Origin of the sequence: Azohydromonas lata, from assembly GCF_034427735.1 — a bacterium.
In the GTDB taxonomy this organism is placed as follows: domain Bacteria; phylum Pseudomonadota; class Gammaproteobacteria; order Burkholderiales; family Burkholderiaceae_C; genus Azohydromonas; species Azohydromonas lata.
Genome location: NZ_JAXOJX010000014.1, coordinates 39,147 through 62,738, shown reverse-complemented (window position 1 = coordinate 62,738; position 23,592 = coordinate 39,147). Strand labels below are relative to the sequence as shown.

Below are 23,592 nucleotides of genomic sequence, written 5' to 3'. Positions count from 1 at the left end.
ACAGTGCTTGACCCGACGCCAGGAGCCGCATGCCATGAGTTTCACGAACCGATCCCGCACCGCGTTGGGCGCGCTTTCGCGGGTGCTTGCCGCCGCCACCACCGCGGTTGCCGCCACCGTTTTTTCCACCGCCGCGCACGCGGCGCTGCCCGTGGGCGCGGCCGCGCCGGACTTCAACGCCGACGCCGCCCTGGGCGGCAACACCTTCCACTTCAAGCTGGCCGAGGCGCTGCGCAAGGGGCCGGTGGTGCTGTACTTCTATCCGCGCGCCTTCACCAGCGGCTGCACGCAGGAGGCGCATGCCTTCGCCGAGGCCACGCCCGTGTTCGAGGCGCTGGGCGCCACGGTCATCGGCATGTCCAACGACGACATCGCCACGCTGCAGAAGTTCTCCGTGGAGGCCTGCCGCAACCGCTTTGCCGTGGCCGCCGACGCGGGTGCGCGCGTCATGAAGGCCTACGACGCCGCGCTCTGGGTCAAGCGCGACATGGCCGACCGCATCTCCTACGCCATCAGCCCGCAGGGCAAGGTCATGGCCGTGTACTCCAGCCTCAACCCCGACGGCCACGTCGACGCCATGCTCAAGGCCGTGCAGGACTGGAAGCGCGCGCAACCCGTCCAACCGGCTCAGGTGCCCAAGCCCTGAGCCGCGCCTGGGCGCGATGGCCGCCGCGACCGCACCGCGGCGCGGCACGCGTTTAAGGGCCGGCTCATCCGCAGCCCCTAAGATCGCGCCCTTCCCATGCGACGCCACCTCTCCCGCCTCCCTCTGCTGCAGCGCGCCCTGGCGTGGCTGCTGCTGGCGCTGCTGCCGCTGGCGCAGGCCGTGGCGGCGGGGCATGCGGTGTCGCACCTGGCCGGCGGCAGCGGCTCGCCGCACGACAAGCAGGCGTTGCACGCGGCGCATTGCGAGCTGTGCATCACCGCCGCCACCGTGGCCGCCGGCGCGCTGCCGGCCACGCTGCCCACGCTGCCGGCGCTGCGGCTTGGGCAGCCCGCGCCCGCGGTGGCCGTGGACAGCGCCTGGGCGCCGCCCTTCGCCGCGGCCTACGACAGCCGCGCGCCCCCTGTCTTCACGCACTGAACGTCCCTCAGCAGTACCGGCCCGCCTGTGCCTTGCGCGGGCGCGGTGCTTTGCAACGTCCTTTGCTTGAAGACCCACCCATGCAACAACGCATCCTGACGGCTGCCGTGGCGATGGCCATGGCCGGCCCGGTGGCGGCGCAGTCCGCCGCCCAATCCACCACCTCCGCCAACGAGCTGCAGTCGCTGCGCGACGAGATCCAGACCCTGCGCAACGCCTACGAGGCGCGGCTGCAGGCCTTGGAGCAGCGCCTGCAGGCGGCCGAGCGCGCCACGGCCCAGGCGCCGGCCGCTGCCACCACCGCGGCCGACCCGGCCGCCGCGCCTGCCGCCTCCGGCGTCGCCTCCGTGAGCCCCGGCGCCGCGACCGCCCCTGCCGGCGGCGGCGCCAACGCCTTCAACCCGGCCGTTTCCTTGATCCTCTCCGGCCTGGCCACGCGCACCTCGCGCGACCCGGCCGGCTACCGCATCAGCGGCTTCGGCCTGTCGCCGGACGCCGAGGTGGGCCCCGGCACGCGCGGCCTGAGCCTGGCGGAGTCGGAGCTGGCCTTCTCCGCCAGCATCGACCCCTACTGGCGCGGCGCCCTGCACGCGGCGCTGCACCCGGACGACAGCGTCTCGGTGGAGGAAGCCTTCGTCGAAACCACCGCGCTGGGCAGCGGCCTCACGCTCAAGGCCGGGCGCTTCTTCTCCAACGTCGGCTACCTCAACCCGCAGCACGCCCACACCTGGGACTTCGTGGACAACCCGCTGGCCTACCAGGCGCTGCTGGGCACGCAGTACGGCGACGACGGCGTGCAACTGCGCTGGATCGCGCCCACCGACCAACTGCTGGAATTCAGCGCCGAGCTGGGCCGCGGCCGCAGCTTCCCCGGCAGCGACGTCGGCGCCAACGGCGCGGGCATGCGCTCGGTGAGCGTGCACACCGGCGGCGACATTGGCGACAGCCACTCCTGGCGCGCGGGCCTCTCCGTGCTGCAGGCCAGCGCGCGCGAGCAGCCGCTCACGGGCCTGGCGGCCGACGACAGCATCGCCACCGCCTTCACCGGCCGCACCCGCGTCTACATCGCCGACGCGGTGTGGAAATGGGCGCCGGAGGGCAACGCCACGCGCACGAATTTCAAATTGCAGGGCGAGGTCCTGCAGGCGCGGCGTAGCGGCTCGCTGGTTTACGACCTGGGCGGCCCGGCCGAGTCGGCTGGCGACTACCGCGTCACGCAGTCCGGCTGGTACGTGCAGGGCATTTATCAATTCATGCCGCGCTGGCGCGTGGGCCTGCGCACCGAGCGGCTGGATGCGGGCTCGCCCAACTACGGCGCCCATGCCGGCCTCTTTGATGGCTCAGGCTTCCAGCCGAAAAAACATTCGTTGATGCTGGACTACAGCCCAAGCGAGTTCTCGCGCGTGCGCCTGCAGTTCGCGCGCGACCTGGCACGCGAGGGCGCGGCCGACAACCAGATCTTTTTGCAGTACCAGATGAGCTTGGGCGCGCACGGTGCCCACGGCTATTGACTCGCCCCCAAGAACCGGACAACGACATGAAGAAACGCAATTTCGTCCTGAGCGCCCTCGTGGCGCTGCCCCTGGCCCTGCTGGCCGCGCAGGCCCAGGCAAATGTAAAAGTGCTGGCCTGCGAGCCGGAATGGGGGGCGCTGGCGATGGAGCTGGGCGGCCCGGCGGTGGACGTGGCGGTGGCCACCAGCGCGCGCCAGGACCCGCACCAGATACAAGCGAAACCCAGCCTCATCGCCCGCGCGCGCAACGCCGACCTGGTGGTGTGCACCGGCGCCGAGCTGGAGACGGGCTGGCTGCCGCTGCTGCTGCAGCAGTCCGGCAACGCCGCCATACAGCCCGGCAAGCCCGGCTACTTCGAGGCCGCGGCCTACGTGCGCAAGCTGGAGGTGCCCACGCAACTGGACCGCTCGCAGGGCGACGTGCACGCCGCCGGCAACCCGCACATCCAGACCGACCCGCGCAACATCGCCCTGGTGGCCACGGCGCTGTCCACCCGGCTGCAGCAGATCGACGCCGCCCATGCCGCCGACTACGCGCAGCGCGAGCGCGCCTTCAGCCAGCGCTGGCAGCAGGCGCTGGCGCGCTGGAACGCGCAGGCCGCGCCGCTCAAGGGCGTGCCCGTGGTGTCGCAGCACAAGGCTTTCCCCTACCTCTACGACTGGCTGGGCCTGAAGGAAGTGGCGGTGCTGGAGCCCAAGCCGGGTGTGGAGCCCTCGGTGTCGCAACTGCAGGCCGTGCAGGCGGCGCTCAAGAACACGCCGGCCAAGATGGTGATCCACGCCGCCTACCAGGACCCCAAGGCTTCGGACTGGCTCAGCGGCAATGCGGGCATCCCGTCGGTGAAACTGCCCTTCACCGTAGGCGGCAGCGACGCCGCCAACGATTTGTTCGGCCTCTTTGACGACACCGTTGGGCGGCTGCTGGCCGCCGCCGGCGCCAAGCGATGAACTGGGACGCGCTGGACGCCGGCATCCTGGGCCCGGCGCTGGCGGCCGGGCTGCTGGTGCTGCTCACGCACGTGCCGCTGGGCCAGCAGGTGCTGGAGCGGGGCATCGTCTTCATCGACCTGGCCATCGCGCAGATCGCCGGCCTGGGCGTGATCGCGGCCGACGCGCTGGGGCTGCCCGAGGGAGGGCTGGCCGTGCAGGGAGCCGCGGTGGGCGCGGCCCTGTTGGGCGCGCTGCTGCTGACCTGGACGGAAAAGCGCGCCCCGCGCCAGCAGGAAGCCTTGATCGGCGTGCTCTTCGTCCTGGCCGCCTGCGCCGGGCTGCTGCTGCTGGCGGGCAACCCCCACGGCGGCGAGCACCTCAAGGACCTGCTGGTCGGCCAGATCCTGTGGGTGCAGCCCTCGCAGCTCGGGGTGCTGGCCGCGATCACGGCGCTGCTGCTGGGCGCCATGGCGCTTGGGCTGCCGCGCCGGCTTGGGCGGCTGGGCTTCTACGCCCTGTTCGCGCTGGCGGTGACGGCCTCGGTGCAGCTCGTGGGGGTGTACCTGGTGTTCTCCAGCCTCATCGTCCCGGCGCTGGCGACCACGGCGCTGCGCGGCCGCTCGCGCCTGGCGGCCGGCTACGCGGTGGGCGCGGCGGGCTACGTGCTTGGGCTGGCGCTGTCCGCCCTGCTGGACTGGCCTACCGGCGCCGTCATCGTCTGGACGCTGGCGCTGTGCGCCCTGGCGGCCGCGGCGCTGCTGCGCCGCCGCGCCGGCCCGTCGGCGGCGATGGAAGCCGCCTCGCACGGAGCGCCGTGATGGCCAGCGGGCTGCGCGGCTTCGTGCGCCGGCTGGGCCCGGGCCTGATCACGGGCGCGGCCGACGACGACCCCAGCGGCATCGCCACCTACTCCCAGGCCGGCGCGCAGTTCCGTTTCGCGCTGGCCTGGACGCTGCTGCTGACCACGCCGCTGATGATCGGCATCCAGCTCCTGTCGGCCCGCATCGGCTGGGTCACCGGCCAGGGGCTGGCGGCCAACATCGCGCACGTGTGCCCGCGCTGGGTCACCGTGACGCTGGTGGCGCTGCTGGTGGCGGCCAACACGCTCAACATCGCCGCCGACGTCGCGGCCATGGGCGAGGCCGTGCGGCTGCTGGCCGGCGGCCAGTCCGCCCCCTACGTGCTGGCGCTGGGCGGCCTGTGCGTGGCCATGCAGCTCTTCTTCCCCTACGAGCGCACGGTGCGGCTGCTCAAGTGGCTGACGCTCGTCCTCTTTGCCTACGTGGCCGTGCTGCTGGCCGTGCGCGTGCCGTGGGGCGAGGTGGCTGCCGAGGGGCTGCTGCCGTGGACGGCCTGGCGCGACGACATGTCCGTGGGCGCCTACGCCGCCATGGTGGTGGCCGTGCTGGGCACCACCATCAGCCCCTACCTATTTTTCTGGCAGGCCGCGCAGGAGGTGGAAAACAAGCGCCGCGCCCCGTTGGGCGACCGCACGCTGCCGCACCCGGCGCGCGAGCGGCTGTTCCTGCGCCGCATACGCGTGGACACGGTGGTGGGCATGTGCTTTTCCAACGCGGTGGCGCTGTGCATCGTGGTGGCCGCGGGCGTGACGCTGCACGGCCAGGGCGCACACGTGGACAGCGCCGCGCAGGCGGCTCAGGCGCTGCGGCCGGTGGCGGGGGATTTCGCCTTCTGGCTGTTCGCGCTGGGCATCGTGGGCACGGGGCTGCTGGCAGTGCCGGTGCTGGCGGGCTCGGCGGCCTACGCGGTGAGCGAGCTGCTGGGCTGGCCCGGCGGGCTCTCGCGCGGCTTCCACGAGGCGCGGGGCTTCTACGGGATCATCGTCGCCGCCACGGTGCTGGGCACCTTGGGCAGCCTGCTGGAGGTGGACCCCATGTCCGCGCTGGTATGGAGCGCGGTGGCCAACGGCGTGATCGCCGTGCCCATCATGGTGGCCATGCTGTTCATCGGCCAGTCGCGCCGCCTCATGGGCGCGCACGTGATGAGCCGCCGCCTGCGCTGGCTGAGCTGGCTGGCCACCGGCGTGATGGCGGCGGCCGTGGCCTTCATGGGGCTGTCCAGCCTGCTCGGCGGCTGAAGCCGCTGTCCCGGGGAGAACGGCCGGTCCCGGGGCCACGCCCTGCGGGGGGCGCGTCCCAGGAGCGCGGCGCTGCTCACATGGGCGTGGGCGGCGGGGGCTCCGGCGTGGCCGGACCGGGCGGCGGGCTGATGGGGTCGCCCACCGGTGCTGGGCCGGGCGGCAGCGGCGACGGGGCGGGCCCCGGCGGCATCACCGGCTCCGGCGGCACCACGTGCGCCCACAGCGGCGGCGGGATGCGCCGCTGCGGCCGTGCAAGGGATTGATGCGGGGTCATGCGCGCTGGGCTGCGGCTCAGAGTTTGTCGATGCCGCGCTTGACCGTTTCCTTGGCGTCGCCCACGTTCTTGCGCACGGTGCCGCCCACCTGGTCGGCGCGGCCTTCCTGCTGCATCTGGCGGTTGCCGGTGAGGTCGCCCGCCGCTTCCTTGATGCGGCCCTTGGCGTTGTCCACGACGCCCTTGACTTGATCCTTGTTCATGCGGTGCTCCTTGTCGGTGTTGGCCGGCACATGCCGGTTGCTTCACTCTGGAGCAGTTCGCGGGCCTGCGCTGTAGGCGCGCATGCCGTTGTCCCGTAGTCCCAGGCCGCAGATTTTTCAAGGGGCGGCGGGATTTTCCCGATGGCGGAAACCGGTTTACCGTTGCTTACGTGGGACGATGTGAAACGCCGACGGCCTGGACCGCCTGGCAACGGTGCATGACGTTGGCAGCTCCCGCATGCTGGAACGCCGGGGTTTGGGGCCCCCGCATCACGGGACGCATGCTGCATTGCACAAAAACTTGGCCTGGCACTTGCAGCGCAAGCCGCATGAGCTCGCCACCCTCTTCCCCCGTCCCGCCCTGGCACAGGCGCGTGCTGGACTGGCTGGGCGTGGAGCCGGCGGACGACGGCCCGCCGCCGGAGGCGCCTCGGCCCGACGAGCGCTTTGCGTGGGAGCCAGTACCGCCGCCGACCCGGCCGCCGCAATGGGGTGCGGCCAACCAGCCCGCGCTGCTGCTAGGCCAGGAAGAGGAGGCGCCGCCTCGCGCCGCTGCGCTACCGGACCTCCTGCCCGCCGCGCCCCGTCCTCCCAAGCGCGCGCGTTGAGCGACGGCCCCTTGCAGGCCCGCTGCCGGTTTCGAGTGCATGCCCGCCCTTGATTCCGCCGTGAGTACTTCTCTGGGATGGAAAATGCTTGTCTTCTGATTCCAGGGTCGTGAAGTAATTTACGGTATTCAATTCCGTTATGAATTTGAGTATGAAAGCTGCGAGCACCTGATTTGGGTCGAGACTGCCATTTGTTGGTGCGTTCCATGGAGCTCAGGGAGCCAAGTCATGAATATCAGCTCGCATTCGGTAGCATGGAAATCCCGTGCAGCCGCGCCGCAGGCACCGCTCAGCGGCGAGGTGCTTGGAAAATTGATCAACCTTTCCGGCCGGCGCCGTTTCACTTCGCAGTGCCTGGTGCTGTATGCGGTGCTGGCGCACCAGGGAAAAGCGGGCGCGCTGGAGATTTCACGCGAGGCGCCGGGGATTTTCGAAACTGCCCATGCGTCGCTGGTGCAGGGCGGCGATGGGCTGCCAGGCCTGTATTGCGAGGCATTGCGCTCCTCATCGTCCTGAGGACGGCGGCACCCCTTCAATGCCCAGGAGTCATCCCCCGTATGGACCTCATCACCGGCAACGCTTACGACCAGGACACCCGCGGCACCGGCTGGTTCCTGGGCTTCAGCGACTGGACGCGCCACGGCCTGGGCGAGCTGCTGCACGTGCCGCGCGAGCAGTCGCTGGACGGGCTGTGCATGAAGTGGTGGGACCACCCCGCGGGTGACGACAGCGGCCTGGGCAAGCCGCTGAGCGAAGGCCGCACGGTGTCGCTGCTGGTGAGCGGGGAGTCGCTGTTTCGCATCGAGTTCAGCCCGCATCCGGACTTCCGCCCGGAGGGCCTGCGCACCGTGCTGCTGCGCCGCCAGGGCGACTTCGCGGCCTGGGGCGCGGGCTTGCACCACCGCTGGCACGCGCTGGAGCGCGCCACCGTCATGACGCTGCGCTGGAACCTGCGCTGAAGGCCGGGGTACGGGTTTGGGCCGCTCTTGAGCCCCTTGCCGTCCGCCGGGCCGGCGGCACCGGGCTTTTAAAATCCCGGGTTTTCCTCTCGGCGCCTCCTCATGGATTCAGATCGTTTTCAGCGCGGCCAGGCCACGCTTTCCAGTATCCACGGCCATATAGGCGAAGGCGTGATGAAGGCCTTGGGCGACATTGCGCCGGAATTCGCGCGCTTCATCATCGAGTTCCCCTACGGCGACATTTACGCGCGCGGTATCCTGTCGCCGCGCGAGCGGCAGATCGCCACGATTTCCTCGCTGGTGACGCTGGGGCATTCGCCCAAGGAATTGCGCGCCCATATCCAGGGCGGGCTCAACGTGGGTTGCAGCCGGCAGGACATCGTGGAAGTCATCATGCAAATGGCCGTGTACGCCGGATTTCCCGCCGCGGTCAATGCACTGCTGGTGGCCAAGGAGGTTTTCGCGGAACTGGACGAGCGCGGGCAGCAGGCGGCTGAAACCGGGCGGCCTTGAAGCGGCCCGCCAGGCCATTTGTCACGGGTGGCCGGTGGGCGGTGCGGGACACAATTCCCAGGAGAAAAAGTCCACATCTCGAACCGTGACCCGGCGGCGCGTGCGCGCTACGATGAATCCACCGCAGGCACGGCTTGTGCCCTGTGGGGCGTCACCAGGGAGTTCGTCATGAGCGTTGCGCTGCTGTGGCTGTGGATGGCAATGGATACCTTGAAGCCGGGCGCGGTGGATTTCGCGCTGGAATGGGCGTCAAGTCACAACCTGACATACCTTTATTGAAACGTATTTGAATCGGCCCCGCGGGGCCGCTGCCTGCGGAATATATAAGCCTGTATTCCGCGCGCCTTTTCGTCCGTTCCCGTTCGGGACGGCTGCATCATGCCGTGAGCAGCAACAGGAGTTTCCAGCATGCTCACCGGCGGATGTTTGTGCGGCGCCGTCCGCTATGAAGCGGGCGGCACGCCCTTCAATTTGACGATGTGCCATTGCGCCACCTGTCGCCGCGCCAGCGGTGCGCCGCTGGTGGCCTGGTTCAGCGTGCCCAAGCATGAATTCCGGCTGGTGCAAGGCACACCGGCCCGGTTTTCTTCCAGTGCCCAAGGCATGCGCAGTTTCTGCAAGGATTGCGGCAGTGCGTTGACATTTGAAAACTCCGATTTGCCGGAAGAAATCGACGTGACGATTTGCACGCTGCACCAGCCGGAGCAATGCCCGCCCGCCGACCATACCTGGGTTTCCCGGCAATTGCCCTGGATTTCCATGGACGATGGTTTGCCCGGATATGCCACCGTGCGCATGAAAACCTGATGCCTTGCAGGCCAGGAATTTGCTCTGTGACCTTCGGGGAACCATTGGCTCCCGGTGGAGTCGATGCAACAAGGCATGCCGGGGAAAAATTCTCATTTTGCGGCTGACCTTCTGGCTCCCTCCGTGGCCCGTATTCAAGGATTCAAAATGCGCCTGCTGCTTGCCATATTCCTGCCCTTCGTCGTGTTCTTCACGATCGGCCGGCCCATCTCCGGCATCATTTGCCTGATATTGCAGGTCACGCTCATAGGCTGGCTGCCGGCGGCCATTTGGGCGGTTTATGCGCTGAGCCAATACAAGACGGACAAGAAAATAGAAAGCGCCCTGCGCCGGCCGTCGGCCTGATTTTCAGTGGCGGTTGAAAACCAGGCGAGCGGCGGGCGGCTGGCGGCTGGCGGCTGGAAAACAAAGACTTTCCGGCAACGGCCTTTTGAAATTAGGCCGCGCGCTGCGCGAGCACACGCTGCAGCAGCGTGTGCACGGCGCTGGGGTCGGCGGGCTTGACGACGTGGCCTGAAAAGCCCGCGCGCGTGGAGCGCTCCACGTCCGAGGGTGCGCCGTAGCCGCTGAGCGCAATCACCGGGCAGCTCCCGCACAGCGCGCGGCCCACGTCGATACCGCTGCCGTCGGGCAATCCCAAATCCGTCAGCACCACGTCGAAGTGCCGCTCGCGCGCCACGGACAGCGCGTCCGCCCGCGTGCCCACGTGCGTGACGCGGTAGCCCAGGTCTTCCAGCGACAGCCGCATGGCCTCGGCCGCGTCCTCGTTGTCCTCCACCAGCAGCAGCCGCGTGCCGTCGTCCTCGGCCAGCGAGGGCGCGGCCGGCGCGTCGGCCGACTGCGCCGGCTGCAGCGACACCGGCACGCGTATCGTCAACCGCGCGCCCAGCCCCAAGCCGTCGCTGGCGGCCTCGATGCTGCCGCCATGCTCGCCCACCAGCCCGCGCGCGATGGCCAGCCCAAGCCCAAGTCCGCCAAAGCGCCGCGTCGTGTCGCTGTCGCCCTGGCGGAAGGGCGTGAACAGGTGCGGCAGCGCCGCGGCGTCTATGCCGATGCCGTCGTCGGTGCAGGTGATGGTGAAGCCGCCGTCCCCCGAGGCCGTGCGCAGCGTGATGCGCCCGCCCTCCGGCGTGAACTTGATGGCGTTGCGCACCACGTTCCACAGCACCTGCTGCATGCGCGCCTCGTCGGCCATCACCACGCTGTGCGGGGCCTGCAGCGCCAGCGTGAGCTGCAGCCGCTTGGTGGCGACCTCCTCGGCCAGCATCTCGGCCACGGCCTGCACCAGGCGGTGCATGTCCACGGGCTGCAGGTGCAGCGTGAGCTTGCCGGCGTTGATGGAGGTGAGATCGAGCAGGTCCTCGATCAGCCGCGCCTCCAGCGCCACGTTGCGCCGGATCATGGGCAGCAGCTTGCGGTACTGCGCCGGGATCTGCGCCACCTGCTCCAGCAGGTACACCGCCGAGGAGATGGGCGTGAGCGGCGTGCGCAGCTCGTGCGAGAGCATGGCCAGGAAGCGGTCCTTGGCCTGGTTGGCCTGCTCGGCCTCCTCCTTGGCCGCGCGCAGCCGCGCCTCGTGGGCGTGGGCCTCGGTCACGTCGTGCAGCACCTTGCAAAAGCCGCTGGGCTCGCCGGCGGCGCCGCCGTGCAGCGGCATGGTCAGGCCCTCGACGCGGCGCTGGGAGCCGTCGCGGCGCATCATCCAGCGCGCGTCCGTGGCCTTGCCTTGGGCCAGCGCCTGCTGCAGCCCGTCCTCGAAGACGAAGGCTCGCCTGTCCTGCGGCGTGTAGAGCAGGTCGGCGCGGTGGCCCAGCACCTGCTCGCGTGCAAAGCCGAACACGTCCTGCGCGCCGCGGTTCCAGCTGCGGATGCAGCCCTCGCGGTCCAGGACGATCACGGCGTAGTCGTGCAGCGCGTCCACCACGCGGGCGTGCAGCGCGTCGGCCTCGCGCAACTGGCGCTCGGCACGGTCGCGCCCGTCGCGCTCGGCCACCTCGCGCAGCGCGCGCTCCACCACCACCGGCAGCCGCTGCAGCCGGCTCTTGCTCACGTAGTCGGTGGCGCCGCGCTTGAGCAGCTCCACGGCGTTGTCCTCGCCGATGACGCCGGAGACGAAGATGAAGGGCACCTGCGGTGCCAGCACGCGCGCCAGCTCCAGCGCCTGCGCGCCGCTGAAGCCCGGCAGCTCGTAGTCCGACAGCACGAGCTGCGGCTGCGGGGCTGCCGCCAGCGCCGCGGCAAAGCCCGCCTCGTCGCTGACCACTTGCAGCCGCGAGCTCGGGTAGTGCTCGCGCAGGCACTCGCCGATGAGCTCGGCGTCGAAGCGCGAATCCTCCAGCAGCAGCACCTGCAGCCCCCGTCCGCGCGGTTCGGCCATGGCCGCCTCTGTTGCGCTGTTTGCGCCTGTTGCGCCCATCACGTGCCTTTCCAAGATCAGTCCCCCCGCCGCGTGGCCCGCACCGAGCCCGGGGGAGGTTCGTTGAGCACCGCCCAAAACATGCCCAGGTCGGCAATGGCGGTGATGAATGGCTTGAACTCCACGGGCTTGACGACGTAGGCGTTCACGCCCAGCGAGTAGCTGCGCACCACGTCGGACTCCTCCTGCGAGGAAGTCAGCATCACCACCGGGATGCTGTGCAGCTCCTGCGAGGCGCGCACGGCCTGCAGCACCTCCAGCCCGTTGACCTTGGGCAGCTTGAGGTCCAGCAGGATCACGGCCGGGTTGCCCGCGGCGCGGGCGGCGAACTCGCCCTCGCGCTGCAGGTATTCCAGCGCCGCGGCGCCGTCGCGGACGATGACGACCTCGTTGGCAAGCTGGCTGCGCTCCAGCGCCACCAGCGTGAGCTCCAGGTCGCGCGCGTCGTCCTCGACCAGAAGAATGGGTTTGAGCATCAGCCCTCCCGCGCCCGCAAGGGCAGAAGGAAGCCGAAGGTCGCGCCCTTGTCCGGCTCGCCGCGCGCCCACACGCTGCCGCCATGGCGCTCCACGATGCGGCGCACGTTGGCCAGCCCTATGCCCGTGCCCTCGAACTCCTCGGCCGGGTGCAGGCGCTGGAACACGCCGAAGAGCTTGTCCACGTACTTCATCTGGAAGCCCACGCCGTTGTCGCGCACCTCCAGCCCCGCGCCGTCGGAGCGGCGCACGGGCAGCACCTCGATGACGGCGGGCTCGCGGTCGCGGCTGTACTTGCAGGCGTTGCTCAGCAGGTTGCGCACCACCACCTGCATCAGCAGCGCGTCGCCCCACAGCCTGGGCAGCCCGGGGGCGACCTTCCACACTACCTGGCGCTCGCAGGGCGGCTGCTGCGATATCTCGCGCACCAGCTCGGCCACCATGAGGCCGGTGTCGATCTCGGTGCGCTTGAGCGCGGCGCGGCCCATGCGGGAGAAGTCCAGCAGCGCGTCCACGAGCCTGCCGGCGTAGGTGGCGGCCTCCTTGACGTGCTTGAGGTAGCGCTGCGAGCGCTCGCCCAGCAGCCGGCCCTCGCCGGCGTCCAGCACCAGGTCCACGTAGCCGGCGATATGGCGCATGGGCGCGCGCAGGTCGTGCGAAACGGTGTAGGAGAAGGCTTCCAGTTCCTTGTTGACGCGGCCGAGCTCGGTGGCGAACTCGGCCATCTCCTCGGCGCGGCGCAGCACGATGCCGATGAGCGCCTGGCGCAGCTCCAGCGCCGCCGACACCTCGCTGGGCGCCCACGGCAGCGAGCGCCCGCGCAACTGCTCGCGCCAGCTCTCGAAGCTGCGCCGCGGGTGCAGCCGCCCGTCGTCTGCCTGCACCGCCTTGCGCGGGTTGCCGGCCCATTGCACGGTCTGCACCACCTCCGGCCGGAACCACAGGATCCAGTGCCTGTGTACCTGCGAGATGGAGATGGCCAGCACGCCGGCCGTGGCGGGATTGGCCCCGCCACTGCGGCCGCCTTCGCCGTGGTCCACGGCCAGGGCGGGCAGCGCCTCGCCCAAGCGGTCGGTGTGGAAGATCTCGCGGCCCTGGTGGGCGATGCGGCCGATCAGCTCCTGGATGCGCTGCGCGGGCGGGCAATCGCCCAGGGTCCAGCAATCGTTGTCCAGCACCACGGCGGCGCCGCCGGCGTGCGCCAGGCGCAGCAGCACGGGCTCGGCGGTGAGCTGGCGCAGCGTGCCGTCGCTCTCGGTGAGGTGCGACATGATCTCCAGCGTGATGTGGCGCAGCTCCAGCCGCGTCGCCAGCTCGGCCTGGTCCTCGCGCGCCTCGATCTGCAGCGACAGCAGCCGCCCAAGGTGCTCGCAGGCCACGCGGGTTTCGAACGGCACGTGGCGAGCGTCGCGGTCGTGGCAGGAGACCAGCCCCCACAGCCGCCCGCGCACGACGATGGACACCGACATCGACGCCAGCGTGCCCATGTTGCGCATGTACTCCAGGTGCAGCGGCGAGACGCTGCGCAGCGCGGCCCAGGACAGGTCGATGTCCTGCGGCTGCCAGGCCGCGTCCACGCAGCGCAGCGGCACGGGCGTGTAGCGGGCATCGGGGATGAGGCGGATCTGGTTGAGCAGGTAGAGCTGCCGTGCCTGCGCGGGAATGTCCGCCGCCGGGAAGCGGTGCGCGAGGTAGGCGTCGTAGCCCTGGTCCAGCGCCTCGGCCAGCACCTCGCCGTGGCCCTCCTCGTCGAAGCGGTAGGCCAGGCAGCGGCCGAAACCGGTGAGCCGCTTGAACTCTTCCACGGCCAGCGCCAGCAGTGCCTGCACGTCGCGCGCCTCCTGCATGCGCGGCAGAAAGCGCCGTGCCAGCGCGTACACCGGCGCCTGCAGGCCCAGCGGGTGCTCGGTGGGCTCCAGCTCCAGCACCAACAGCCGCGGCAGGCGGTGGCCGGTGAGGTCCCAGCGCCGGCCGTCCTCCAGCGTCACCGAGCCCAGCGGCGCGGGGCCTTCGCCCTCCTGCAGCGCGGCCAGGTGCGGCGCCAGGCGCTCGCGCCAGTCGTCCAGGGGCGGTGGTGCGTTCCAATTGGCGCTGCAGGCCACGAGGTGGGCATCCGCGGCGTCCAGCACCAGCATGCGTCCGTGCGGCTGTATGCCGCCGGGAACGCGTATGGGCTCGTTGGCGCAGTCGGCCAGGTCAGGCGGCAGCGTGGCGTCCATGGCTGAACAAGATTTCAAGCGTCCTTTCCAGCGGGGCCGAGCTTTCTCTGGGGGGTGCGCAGGGGAGACCCCGGGCTCAGGCCCCGGGTCCATCGGGTGGGAAAAGCGGCCGGCTTGGGCTGCGCAGACCGTCAGCGCCAGGCACGGGCCCCGGCGCCGCGCCGGTGAGGGAGGGACTGCGGCGCGGGGCGCGCCAGCCTGCATCGGTGGTCATGGCAAAACTCCAGCCAGGGCAAGGGCAGGCAACAGCAAGCGGCGTACCGGCCCGCGGGCCGGCGCGTTGCCCATGCGCCTGGCGGCCCTCCGGCAGCCGGCCCTGGACAGGCACCAGCAGCGGGGTGGACCGAATGCAGCTGCGGGCAGCGCGCCCGCCTGGAAAGAAGCTTGGCAAGCCGCGCACCCGCATCGGCCGCGGCACGCACTCACCGGGGTCAGGTGCCGCGGCGCGTGGTCTTGATCGAGCCCGGGGGCGGCTCGTTGAGCACCGCCCAAAAGATGCCCAGATCGGCAATGGCGGCGATGAACTGCTTGAACTCCACGGGCTTGACCACGTAGGCGTTGACGCCCAGCGAGTAGCTGCGCATCACGTCGGACTCCTCCTGCGAGGAGGTCAGCATCACCACCGGGATGCTGTGCAGCTCCTGCGAGGCGCGCACGGCCTGCAGCACCTCCAGCCCGTTGACCTTGGGCAGTTTCAGGTCCAGCAGGATCACCGCGGGGTTGCCGGGCTCGCGGTGGGCGAAGTCGCCTTCGCGCTGCAGGTACTCCAGCGCCTGGGCGCCGTCGCGCACCACGACCACGTCGTTGGCGAGCTGGGTGCGTTCCAGCGCCAGCAGGGTGAGTTCGAGGTCGCGCGGGTCGTCCTCGACGAGCAATATGGGTTTGAGCATCAGGGTTCCTGGGAAGGCATGGGAAGGACGAAGCCGAAGACCGCGCCTTGGCCGGGCTCGGATCGAGCCCAGACCTGGCCGCCGTGGCGTTCCACGATGCGGCGCACGTTGGCCAGTCCTATGCCCGTGCCTTCGAATTCTTCAGCCGAGTGCAGGCGCTGGAAGACGCCGAACAGCTTCTCGGCATATTTCATGGGGAAGCCCACGCCGTTGTCGCGCACTTCCAGGCCCACGTCGTTTGGGCGCTGCACGGGCAGCACCTCGATCACGGCCGGGCTGCGCTCGCGGGTGTACTTGAAAGCGTTGTCCAGCAGGTTGCGCACGACGGTCTGCACCAGCAGCGCGTCGCCCCACAGCGGCGGCAGCGCGTGCACCCGCCACTGCACCTGGCGCCCTTGCTGATGCCGGGCGAGCTCGGCCACGAGGTCGGCCACCAGCAGGCCGGTGCCGATCTGGCTGCGCTTGAGCGCGGCGCGGCCCATGCGGGAGAAGTCCAGCAGCGCGTCCACGAGCCTGCCGGCGTAGGTGGCGGCTTCCTTGACGTGGCCGAGGTAGCGGCGCGAGCGCTCGCCCAGGCCCGCGCCGTCTTCGCCGTCGAGCACCAGGTCCACGAAGCCGGCGATGTGGCGCATGGGCGCGCGCAGGTCGTGCGAGACGGTGTAGGAAAAGGCCTCCAGCTCCTTGTTGACGCGGCCGAGCTCGGTGGCGAACTCGGCCATCTCCTCGGCGCGGCGCAGCACGATGCCGATGAGCGCCTGGCGCAGCTCCAGCGCCGCCGACACCTCGCTGGGTGCCCAGGGCAGCGAGCGCCCGCGCAGCAGCTCCTCCCAGCTTGCGAAGCTGCGCCGCGGATGCAGCCGCCCGTCGCCCTGCTGCACCGGCTTGCGCGGCTCGCCGGCCCAGCGCACCGTCTGCACGACCTCGGGGCGGAACCACATCACCACGTGGCGGTGCACCTGCGAGATGGAGACGGCCAGCACGCCGGCGGCCACGGCGTCGCCCTCGGCGGGCGGCGCGGGCAGCGGCAGCACCTGTTCCACGCGGTCGCTGCAGGCCACTTCGCGGTCCTGCTGCGTGGCCCAGCGGGCCAGGGCCTGTATGCGCGCCGCGGGCGGGCATTCGCCCAGCGTCCAGCAGTCGCCGTCCAGCACCACGGCGGCACCGGTGGCGCGCGCCAGGCGCAGCAGCGCGGGCTCGGCGGCCAGGCTGCGCAGCGTGCCGTCGCTATCGGCCAGGCGCGACACCAGCTCCAGCGTGATCCGGCGCAGCTCCAGGCGGCGCGCGACCTCGGCGTTGTCCTCGCGCGCCTCGATCTGCAGCGACAGCAGCCGCCCAAGGTGCTCGCAGGCCACGCGGGTCTCGAAGGGCACGTGGCGCGGCGCGTGGTCGTGGCAGGAGATCAGGCCCCACAGCCGTCCGCGCACGGTGATGGACACCGACATGGACGCCAGCGTGCCCATGTTGCGCATGTATTCCAGGTGCAGCGGCGAGACGCTGCGCAGCGCCGCCCACGACAGGTCCATGCCCGTGGGCCGCCAGGCCGCGTCCACGCAGCGCAGCGGCACGGGCGTGTAGCGGGCGTCGGGGATGAGGCGAATCTGGTTGAGCAGGTAGAGCTGCCGCGCCTGCGCGGGGAGGTCGGCCGCGGGGAAGTGGTGGCCCAGGTAGGCGTCGTAGCCCTCGTCCAGCACCTCGGCCAGCACCTCGCCGTGGTCCTCCTCGTCGAAGCGGTAGGCCAGGCAGCGGCCGAAGCCGGTGAGCCGCTTCATCTCTTCCACGGCCAGCGCCAGCAGCGCTTGCACGGACGCGGCGGCCTGCAGCCGCGGCAGCCAGTGGTGGGCCAGCCCGTACACCGGCGCCTGCAGGCCCAGCGGCGGCGCCGCGGGTTCGAGCTCCAGCACCACCAGGCCCGGCGCGCGGTGGCCGGTGACGTCCCAGCGCGTGCCGCGCTCCAGCGTCACCGTGCCCAGCGGCACGGGCGCCTCGCCCAAGCGCAGCGCGGCCACGCGCTGCGGCAGCCAGTCGTTCCACTGCGGCAGCGGCGGGGCCTCGGCCCAGTTCTCGCTGAGGGCCACGAGGCGGCCGTCGCCCTCGGCCAGCACCAGCATGCGGCCGTGGGGCTGAATGCCGCCGGGCACCCGTATGGGCTCGTCGGCGCAGTCGTTGAGGTCGGCGTCAGGCAGCGGCAGGTCCATGGTCCAGCACGTGCTCGAAACAGGCCCGCAAGGCCGCGAAAGTGGCAACGGCCGCGGCGCAGGCGCTGCCCAGCGCCGCGTCGTCCTCGCCCAGCGCCTGCGCCAGGCGCTCGCGGAACTCCGCCCACATGGCGCCGGTGCGTGCTCCCCAGCCGTTGAAGTAGGCCGCGCCGTTGTCAGGCCCCAGGCCCCAGCGCTCGCGCACCACGCGCGCGATGAGCTGCCCGCCCAAAGCTGAACCCTCCAGCACGTACAGCGACCCGAACACCGCGCCGGTGTCGGCCAGGGCCAGCGCGGCCACCGGGTCGTCCATGGGGAAGGGCTGCAGGCCCAGCGCCGCGAGGTCGCGCGCCAGCAGGGGCGCGCGCGAACGCTGGTCGAACCAGCCGCGCAGCGCCGCGGGCAGGTGCAGGCGCAACCGCACCTCCCAGGCCGGGACGAAGGCACCGAAGCCGGCAAGCACGCGCTCGTAGTGCTCGCGCCGCAGCGCCGCCTGGTCCAGCTGGAGCAAGGCCTCTATGGCCTCGTGCTGGGCAGCGCAGGCCTGTCTCAGCGCGCCGGTGATGGTCGTGCCCTGTTGATTCATCCCCGGGGTGGTGGTGGAAGTGGCTTAGGACGGCCGATTTTGGCCCATGGGGTTTGCCCGGGGTTCCTGGGGCGGCCCTCTTTTTGTCGTCAATGCACGATTTGTGAAGGACTTGGCGACCGCGCGCCGTGTCGCAAATGCTTACCTTTGCCTGTGCGGCGTGCGATCAGCGCTGGGGGCCGTCGCGGCGTTCCTGCACGGCCTGCAGCACGTCGCCGAGCCGGGCGAAGTTCACCGGCTTGCTGAAGTGGCCGTCCATGCCCGCGGCGTGGACCTGGGCCACGTCCTGCTCGAAAGCCCGACCCGTGACGGCCCACAGCGGCACGCGGCCCGCGGCGCCGGGCAGGGCGCGGATGCGGCGCGCGGCCTCCAGCCCGTCCAGGCCCGGCATCTCCACGTCCATGAGCACCAGGTCCACCCCGCCCTCGGCCACGCGGGCGATGGCCGATTCGCCGTCGGCGCACTCCAGCACGCTGTGGCCGCGCTGGCGCAGCAGCGCGCCCAGCACCTCGCGGTTGATGGCCACGTCGTCCACCACCAGCACGCGCAGCGTGGGGGCGCGGCCCGGCGCGAGGTGGGCCGGCGCGGGCGGCGCCACGGGCGCCAGGGCCTCGGCTGGGGCGCGTTCGAAGGGCACGTGCAGCCGCACCGCCGTGCCTTGGCCGGGCGTGGATTCCACCGCGATGTCGCCGCCCATGGCCTGCACCAGGCGGCGGCTGATCCACAGTCCCAGCCCCGTGCCGCCGTAGCGGCGCGAGGTGAAGCTCTCGGCCTGCGCGAAGGGCTCGAACAGCCGCGCGCGCTGCTCGCCGCTGAGGCCTATGCCCGTGTCGCGCACTTCGATGTCCACCGGCAGCAGCCCCGGCGGCGTGCCCGTGCCGCCGGGCCGGCGCAGCGTCAGCGTCACGCCGCCGTGCTCCGTGAACTTCAGCGCGTTGGACAGCAGGTTGGAGAGCACCTGCTGCAGCCGCGCGGCGTCGCCCAGCACCCAGGGCAGCTCGCCGTCGGCCAGCGCCAGCGTCAGGCGCAGGCCCTTGGCCGCGGCACTGGGGGCGAACAGCTCGTGGCAGCCCTGCAGCACCGCTTCCAGGCGCAGGGGCTGGCGCTCCAGCTCCAGCCGCTCGGCTTCGATCTTGGCCAGGTCCAGCACCTCGTTGAGGATGCGCAGCAACTGCTCGCCGGCCTGGTGGATGCGTTGGGCGTTGACGCGGTTGTCGGGGTCGGCCAGCCGCGCCTGCAGCAGTTGCGCGTAGCCCAGGATGCCGTTGAGCGGCGTGCGCAGCTCGTGGCTCATGGCGGCCAGGAAGCGGTCCTTGGCCTCGCTGGCGCGCTGGGCCTGGGTGCGCGCGAGCTCCAGCGGCGTGATGTCGAGCACGATGCCGTCGAGCACCCGGTCCTGTGTGGCCTCGCCCTGGTCGCGCGGCACCAGCGTGGCCTGCATGCTGCGCCACGCGTCGTCGGCGCCGCGCACGCGGAAAGTGAAGGTCAGCGGCGCGCGCTCGTCGCGGGCCTGGTGCAGCACGGGCCCCAGGCGCTCGCGGTCGGCCTCGTCCACGCGGCTGAGCCAGGCGCAGCCGCTGCGGTCGGCCAGGATGTGCTGACGCGGCAGCCCCAGGTAGTGCTCGGCCGAGGCGCTGAGGTAGCGGTAGTGCACCTCGTCGCCGCGCTGCACGCGGGTGAACAGCAGCCCGGGCAGGGCGCGGCCGACGTTGGCCAAGTCGCCGCGCACGTCCTCCAGCGCCGCGCGCAGCGCCGCCTCCTTGTCGCGCAACTGGTCCACCAGGGCCAGCACCACCTCGTGCAGGTTGGCGAACTCCGCGGGCAGCAGCCGCGGCGGCGGCACGGCGGCGCCGCCGGCCACGCCGCGCACGCGCGCCAGGAATTGCCCAAGCGGCAGCAGCACCAGCGTGGACAGCAGCCAGGCCAGCGCCGTGGCGCCCACGACCAGCAGCCCCGCCGAGCCCCACACCCAGCGCAATGCCGCGGCGTTGGCCTCCTCCAGCGCCTGCACGGGCGTGCGCACCAGCGTCACCCAGCCCAGCCCCGCGTAAGGGTCGCTGCCGCGGCTGGCGGCCCAGGCGGTGACGTAGTGGCGCCCGTCCGGCCAAGCCAGCACGGTCCAGCCCTCGGCCCCGTGCGACAGCAGCGGCTGCAGCGGCAGCGGCGCGCCCATCTCGCCCTCGGGGCCCAGGCGCTGGCGCGCGTCGCGCCCGGCGATGAAGAGCTGCGAGCCCTGCGCCGGCGCCGCGCGCGCGTACAGCGCGATGCGCTCGCGCAGCCACGGCCAGGACACGTGCACCGACAGCACGCCGGCCACGCCGCCGTCCGCGGTGCGCAGCGGCGCGGCGATGTCGATGAAGCGCCAGGGCTCTCCCTTGGGCAGCGGCGGCAGCAGCCCGGCCAGCAGCCTGGCTTCGCGCACGTCGCCGAAGTGCAGGCCGTTCAGGGCCGCGCCCCACCAGCCGCGCCCCGACACGTCCCGCCCCACCAGCCGGTCGTGCGGTGCCGCCAGCACGCGCCCGCGCGCGTCGGCGATGCCGGCCCAAGCGAAGTTGGGCGCGTCGAACAGGCCTTCGAGCAGCAAACGCAATGGCGCGGGCTGCAGCCGCGGATCCATGTGCATGATCAGCCGCGCCTGCGCCTGCAGGTCGCGCCCCATGCGGCCCAGGTCGGCGTCCACCGTCGCGGCCACCGCCGAGGCCTGCTGCAGGTTGAGCGCACCGGCGGTGGCCTGCGCCTGCTCGCGCAACTGCACCGTGCGCATCGCGCCCAACACGCCGGCCACCAGCGTGCTCAACAGCAGCGCCATCAGCGTCAGCAGGGTGCGCAGGCCAAACCGACGCCGCGAGGAGTTTTCAGATCTCGGCACGAAGAAAAACAGGGTTGGTCTACAGGACTTGCCGGAACGCGCTGGCCTCTATATGTCTGAAGACTGGATTGAATTCGTGAAATTGAGGCGAAAATTTTAATTGCTGCAGCGCGACATAAACCCTGAATAACATTTTTTAATCGAACACATAACTCGGCAAATTGGCCTGGCCAAGAGGAGCGGTGTAAGTTTCCAATCCATCATCGCGGGCCAGGTGGCCACGGCAACGGTCGTATTTTCTCCGTCTGAAGATTGAATAAATACAAAACTTCCGTATGGAGATTGAAATCGCGGCCGTTGGCAGACGGCTTTCGGCTGGAATAGGTGGGCAGGAGAAAATTCCTATTGCGCTTGTTCGGCTTTGCAGGGGCCCGTGATATTTCCGGGCGGGTTTCAGCCTGCAGCCAGCTCCACGTGCACGACGGTGCCCTGGCCCGCGACGCTGTTGAGCTCCAGCGTGCCGCCCATGGCCTGCACCGTGCTGCGGGCGGTGACCAGGCCCATGCCGGCGCCTTCGATGCCGGAGTGTTCGCGGCCGGCGCGTGAAAACGCCTGGAAGAGCTGGGCCTGGCGGTCGGCCGTGATGCCCTGGCCGTCGTCGGCCACCGTGATGCGCACGCGGTCGCCGTTGCGCTGGGCCTGCAGCCAGACGTGGCCGCCCTCGCGCCCGTACTTGATGGCGTTGGACACCAGCCCGTGCACCACCTTCTGCAGCCGCGAGGGCTCGGCCATCACGCGCATGGCGCCCTCCATGACGTTGTGCAGGCTGGTGCGGCTGGCCAGGGCCTGCGCCGCCAGCGGAGCGATCGCGGCCTGCACGCATTCCAGCAGTGGCACGGGGCGCAACTGCAGGCTGCGGCGCAGCTCGTCGCCCTGCTGCAGGTCCAGCAAATCCTCCACGAGCGACAGCAACTGGTGGCCGGCCTCGTCGATGAAGCCGATGTAGCGCTGCGCCGTCTCGTCCGCGTTGCCCGGCAGGCTGCGCAGCAGTTGGGCGAAGCCCAGCACGGCGTTGAGCGGGGTGCGCATCTCGTGGCTGGCGCGAGAGAGCAGGTGGGTCTGCGCGTCACGCTGCGCCTGCAGCGCCTGCAGTTGGGCGCGCTTGGCGTCGAGCTGCTCCTGGCGCAGCAGCCGCTCGGTGGCGTCGCGCAGCACCAGCACGGCGCCCATGCGGCGGCCGCTGTCGTGCTCCACCGGCGCGGCGGACTCGTCCACCATCACCGCGGTGGGCACGCCCGCCGCGCCGCCGGGCGCCGCGCGCACCAGCAACTGCCGCGCGTGGCGCACTTCCACGGCCCGGCCTTCGCGCAGCGCCTGCAGCGCGGCCAGCGGCGCCTCCTCCTGCGGGGCAAAGCGCACCACCTCGTCCACCGGGCGGCCCAGCGCCTCGGCCGCGCTCCAGCCGGTGAGCGCCTCGGCCGCCGGGTTCATGAAGCGCAGCGTGGCATTGGCGTCGAGCACGATCACGCCGTCCTGCACGCCGTGCAGCGTGCAGGCGAACCAGCGGTCGGACTCGCGCTGCGCGCGCTCCAGCGCCGCGCGCGCAAGCGCCACCTCGATGGCCGCGCGCAGCTCGCGGGCCTGGAAGGGTTTGGTGAGGAAACCGTAGGGCGCGGTCTGCGCGGCGCGGGCCACCGTCTCGTCGTCGCTGTGCGAGGTCAGGAAGATCACCGGCGGCTCGCCGCTGCGGCCCAGGCGCGCAGCGGTCTCCACGCCGTCGAGCGCGCCCTGTATGCGTATGTCCATCAGCACCAGCGCGGGCGGCTCCTGCGCGGCCAGCGCCAGTGCCTGCTCGCCCGTGCGCGCCGGCCCGGCCACGCGGTAGCTCATGTCCTGCAGCTCCAGCTTCAGGTCCAGGGCGATCACGGCCTCGTCTTCAACGATGAGGATGAGGGGAGGCTGCTTCGTGGCGTCGGAAGGCTGGGACATGCCGCGGGTGCAATGAGGTGCGTCGAAAAAGGCCGAATGGCGCCGCAAGGCCCGGAACCCCGGACCGGCGCACGCCCTCGCCTGGTGGCAAGCGCAGCATAGCCAAACAAGTTGACACGCTTGTAAGGCTTTCGCGCCAAGACGTACTTCGGCGAAACAGCGCCGGTGTTGAGCACGCCGCTGCGGCCGTCCCGGGCGGCCCAGGGCGCGGCGGCCCCGCCGTTGGGCCGCCGTCCCTGCAGGGCACGCACGTTGCCGCTGCGCCGGGGGAGGCTCATGGAGAGGTTCGACATGCAGGAACAGGCCGGCGCGCCGGACAGGCCGCACAACCGCTTGCTGGAGTCCTTGCTGCGCGAATGTCCGCAGCTCGCCGGCGCGCTGGTGCACCGCAGCGTGGCGGCCGGCACCGAGCTGTACGCCGAGGGCGCGCCGCTCACGGAGGTGCACTTTCCGCTGCGCGGCGTGGTGTCCATCGTCGTGCGGCTGCGCGAGGGCGGCACGGCCGACGTGCAGACCATAGGCAACGAGGGCCTGGTGGGCCTGCCGGCCTGGCTGGGCATAGGCCGCAGCCCCGACACCGTGCTGCAGCAGGCGCCGGGCGAGATGGCCAGCCTCGCGGCGGAGGTGCTGCGCCCGGCGCTGCAGGCCAGCGCGGCGGCGCGCGCGCTGCTGGACAGCTACGCCGCCTACAGCTTTCGCGCCGGCAGCCAGACCTGCGCCTGCAACACCCACCACACGGTGCGCCAGCGCCTGTGCCGCTGGGTGCTGGCCTCGGCCGACCGCGACGGCTCGCAGGAGCTGGCGCTCACGCAGGCCACGCTGGCGGAAATGCTGGGCGTGCGCCGCCAGTCGGTGAGCGAGGTGCTGGTGGAGCTGCACCAGGCCGGCGTGGTGCAGCAGCGGCGCAACCGCATCTGCATCCTCGACCGCGAGCGGCTGCAACTGTCGGCCTGCGAGTGCTACGCCACGGTGCGCGAGGTGTACGCGCGGCTGGTGGAGCCGCGGCTGTAGGCCCGGCCC

At 71.2% G+C, this 23,592-nt stretch carries 23 protein-coding genes; 13 read left to right on the top strand and 10 right to left on the bottom strand.

Features of this window, described 5'->3' with window-relative positions:
- The first annotated feature begins 34 nt into the window (after positions 1-34).
- The 6 genes from SM757_RS10960 (at position 35) to SM757_RS10935 (ending at position 5,625) form a co-directional block, all read left to right on the top strand.
- Positions 35-646 carry a peroxiredoxin gene (locus tag SM757_RS10960; protein WP_066338712.1) on the top strand — a complete coding sequence of 204 codons (612 nt, stop codon included), beginning with the start codon at positions 35-37 and terminating at the stop codon, positions 644-646.
- Between the two features lie 96 nt (positions 647-742).
- Entirely contained in the window at positions 743-1,084 is a 342-nt protein-coding gene (locus SM757_RS10955) for a hypothetical protein (RefSeq protein WP_322465498.1), read from the top strand.
- A gap of 80 nt (positions 1,085-1,164) precedes the next feature.
- The gene (locus tag SM757_RS10950; RefSeq protein ID WP_322465497.1) at positions 1,165-2,595 is read left to right on the top strand and encodes a hypothetical protein; all 1,431 of its coding nucleotides are present in this window, start codon (positions 1,165-1,167) and stop codon (positions 2,593-2,595) included.
- Between the two features lie 26 nt (positions 2,596-2,621).
- Positions 2,622-3,545: a metal ABC transporter substrate-binding protein gene (locus SM757_RS10945; protein WP_066338704.1), complete on the top strand. Its 924-nt coding sequence runs from the start codon at positions 2,622-2,624 to the stop codon at positions 3,543-3,545.
- Positions 3,542-4,345 (top strand): metal ABC transporter permease, encoded by an 804-nt coding sequence (locus SM757_RS10940; RefSeq protein ID WP_322465496.1) that lies wholly within the window; start codon positions 3,542-3,544, stop codon positions 4,343-4,345. Before SM757_RS10945 ends, SM757_RS10940 begins: the two co-directional genes overlap by 4 nt.
- A complete protein-coding gene (locus SM757_RS10935; RefSeq protein WP_322465495.1) occupies positions 4,345-5,625 on the top strand; it encodes an NRAMP family divalent metal transporter in 1,281 nt (426 codons plus the stop codon). Before SM757_RS10940 ends, SM757_RS10935 begins: the two co-directional genes overlap by 1 nt.
- A 76-nt stretch (positions 5,626-5,701) precedes the next feature.
- Here SM757_RS10935 and SM757_RS10930 read toward each other — a convergent pair whose 3' ends face one another.
- A complete protein-coding gene (locus tag SM757_RS10930) occupies positions 5,702-5,902 on the bottom strand; it encodes a hypothetical protein (protein WP_066338697.1) in 201 nt (66 codons plus the stop codon).
- Between the two features lie 17 nt (positions 5,903-5,919).
- A complete protein-coding gene (locus tag SM757_RS10925; RefSeq protein ID WP_066338781.1) occupies positions 5,920-6,105 on the bottom strand; it encodes a CsbD family protein in 186 nt (61 codons plus the stop codon).
- A gap of 329 nt (positions 6,106-6,434) precedes the next feature.
- Between SM757_RS10925 and SM757_RS10920 the strand changes: the two genes are divergently transcribed.
- The 6 genes from SM757_RS10920 (at position 6,435) to SM757_RS10895 (ending at position 9,337) form a co-directional block, all read left to right on the top strand.
- Positions 6,435-6,713 carry a hypothetical protein gene (locus tag SM757_RS10920; protein ID WP_322465494.1) on the top strand — a complete coding sequence of 93 codons (279 nt, stop codon included), beginning with the start codon at positions 6,435-6,437 and terminating at the stop codon, positions 6,711-6,713.
- Positions 6,714-6,941: 228 nt separating this feature from the next.
- The gene (locus tag SM757_RS10915) at positions 6,942-7,229 is read left to right on the top strand and encodes a hypothetical protein (protein WP_322465493.1); all 288 of its coding nucleotides are present in this window, start codon (positions 6,942-6,944) and stop codon (positions 7,227-7,229) included.
- 41 nt (positions 7,230-7,270) lie between these two features.
- Complete coding sequence (locus SM757_RS10910) at positions 7,271-7,672, top strand: hypothetical protein (RefSeq protein WP_322465492.1); 402 nt, start codon at positions 7,271-7,273, stop codon at positions 7,670-7,672.
- 102 nt (positions 7,673-7,774) lie between these two features.
- A complete protein-coding gene (locus tag SM757_RS10905; protein ID WP_066338686.1) occupies positions 7,775-8,185 on the top strand; it encodes a carboxymuconolactone decarboxylase family protein in 411 nt (136 codons plus the stop codon).
- 408 nt (positions 8,186-8,593) lie between these two features.
- Positions 8,594-8,992 (top strand): GFA family protein, encoded by a 399-nt coding sequence (locus tag SM757_RS10900; protein ID WP_322465491.1) that lies wholly within the window; start codon positions 8,594-8,596, stop codon positions 8,990-8,992.
- Between the two features lie 147 nt (positions 8,993-9,139).
- Positions 9,140-9,337 carry a YqaE/Pmp3 family membrane protein gene (locus SM757_RS10895; protein ID WP_066338681.1) on the top strand — a complete coding sequence of 66 codons (198 nt, stop codon included), beginning with the start codon at positions 9,140-9,142 and terminating at the stop codon, positions 9,335-9,337.
- 91 nt (positions 9,338-9,428) lie between these two features.
- Here SM757_RS10895 and SM757_RS10890 read toward each other — a convergent pair whose 3' ends face one another.
- The 8 genes from SM757_RS10890 to SM757_RS10855 all read right to left on the bottom strand — a co-directional run bounded on the left by SM757_RS10890 (position 9,429) and on the right by SM757_RS10855 (position 22,572).
- A complete protein-coding gene (locus SM757_RS10890; RefSeq protein WP_322465490.1) occupies positions 9,429-11,369 on the bottom strand; it encodes a hybrid sensor histidine kinase/response regulator in 1,941 nt (646 codons plus the stop codon).
- Positions 11,370-11,425: 56 nt separating this feature from the next.
- Positions 11,426-11,884, bottom strand: a complete 459-nt coding sequence (locus SM757_RS10885) for a response regulator (RefSeq protein ID WP_322465489.1) — start codon at positions 11,882-11,884, stop codon at positions 11,426-11,428.
- The gene (locus tag SM757_RS10880; protein WP_322465488.1) at positions 11,884-14,121 is read right to left on the bottom strand and encodes an ATP-binding protein; all 2,238 of its coding nucleotides are present in this window, start codon (positions 14,119-14,121) and stop codon (positions 11,884-11,886) included. Before SM757_RS10880 ends, SM757_RS10885 begins: the two co-directional genes overlap by 1 nt.
- 413 nt (positions 14,122-14,534) lie before the next feature.
- Complete coding sequence (locus SM757_RS10875; RefSeq protein WP_322465487.1) at positions 14,535-14,993, bottom strand: response regulator; 459 nt, start codon at positions 14,991-14,993, stop codon at positions 14,535-14,537.
- Positions 14,993-17,188: an ATP-binding protein gene (locus SM757_RS10870; protein WP_322465486.1), complete on the bottom strand. Its 2,196-nt coding sequence runs from the start codon at positions 17,186-17,188 to the stop codon at positions 14,993-14,995. The genes SM757_RS10875 and SM757_RS10870 overlap by 1 nt, the downstream gene beginning before the upstream one ends.
- Positions 17,169-17,774, bottom strand: a complete 606-nt coding sequence (locus SM757_RS10865; RefSeq protein ID WP_322465485.1) for a biliverdin-producing heme oxygenase — start codon at positions 17,772-17,774, stop codon at positions 17,169-17,171. Before SM757_RS10865 ends, SM757_RS10870 begins: the two co-directional genes overlap by 20 nt.
- 166 nt (positions 17,775-17,940) lie before the next feature.
- Complete coding sequence (locus tag SM757_RS10860) at positions 17,941-20,643, bottom strand: ATP-binding protein (RefSeq protein WP_322465484.1); 2,703 nt, start codon at positions 20,641-20,643, stop codon at positions 17,941-17,943.
- Between the two features lie 393 nt (positions 20,644-21,036).
- On the bottom strand, positions 21,037-22,572 hold the full coding sequence (locus SM757_RS10855; protein ID WP_322465483.1) for a hybrid sensor histidine kinase/response regulator: 1,536 nt from the start codon (positions 22,570-22,572) through the stop codon (positions 21,037-21,039).
- A 291-nt stretch (positions 22,573-22,863) separates the two neighbouring features.
- On the opposite strand from SM757_RS10855, the gene SM757_RS10850 reads away from it, so the two are divergent.
- On the top strand, positions 22,864-23,583 hold the full coding sequence (locus SM757_RS10850) for a Crp/Fnr family transcriptional regulator (protein ID WP_066331560.1): 720 nt from the start codon (positions 22,864-22,866) through the stop codon (positions 23,581-23,583).
- The last annotated feature ends 9 nt before the right edge of the window (positions 23,584-23,592 follow it).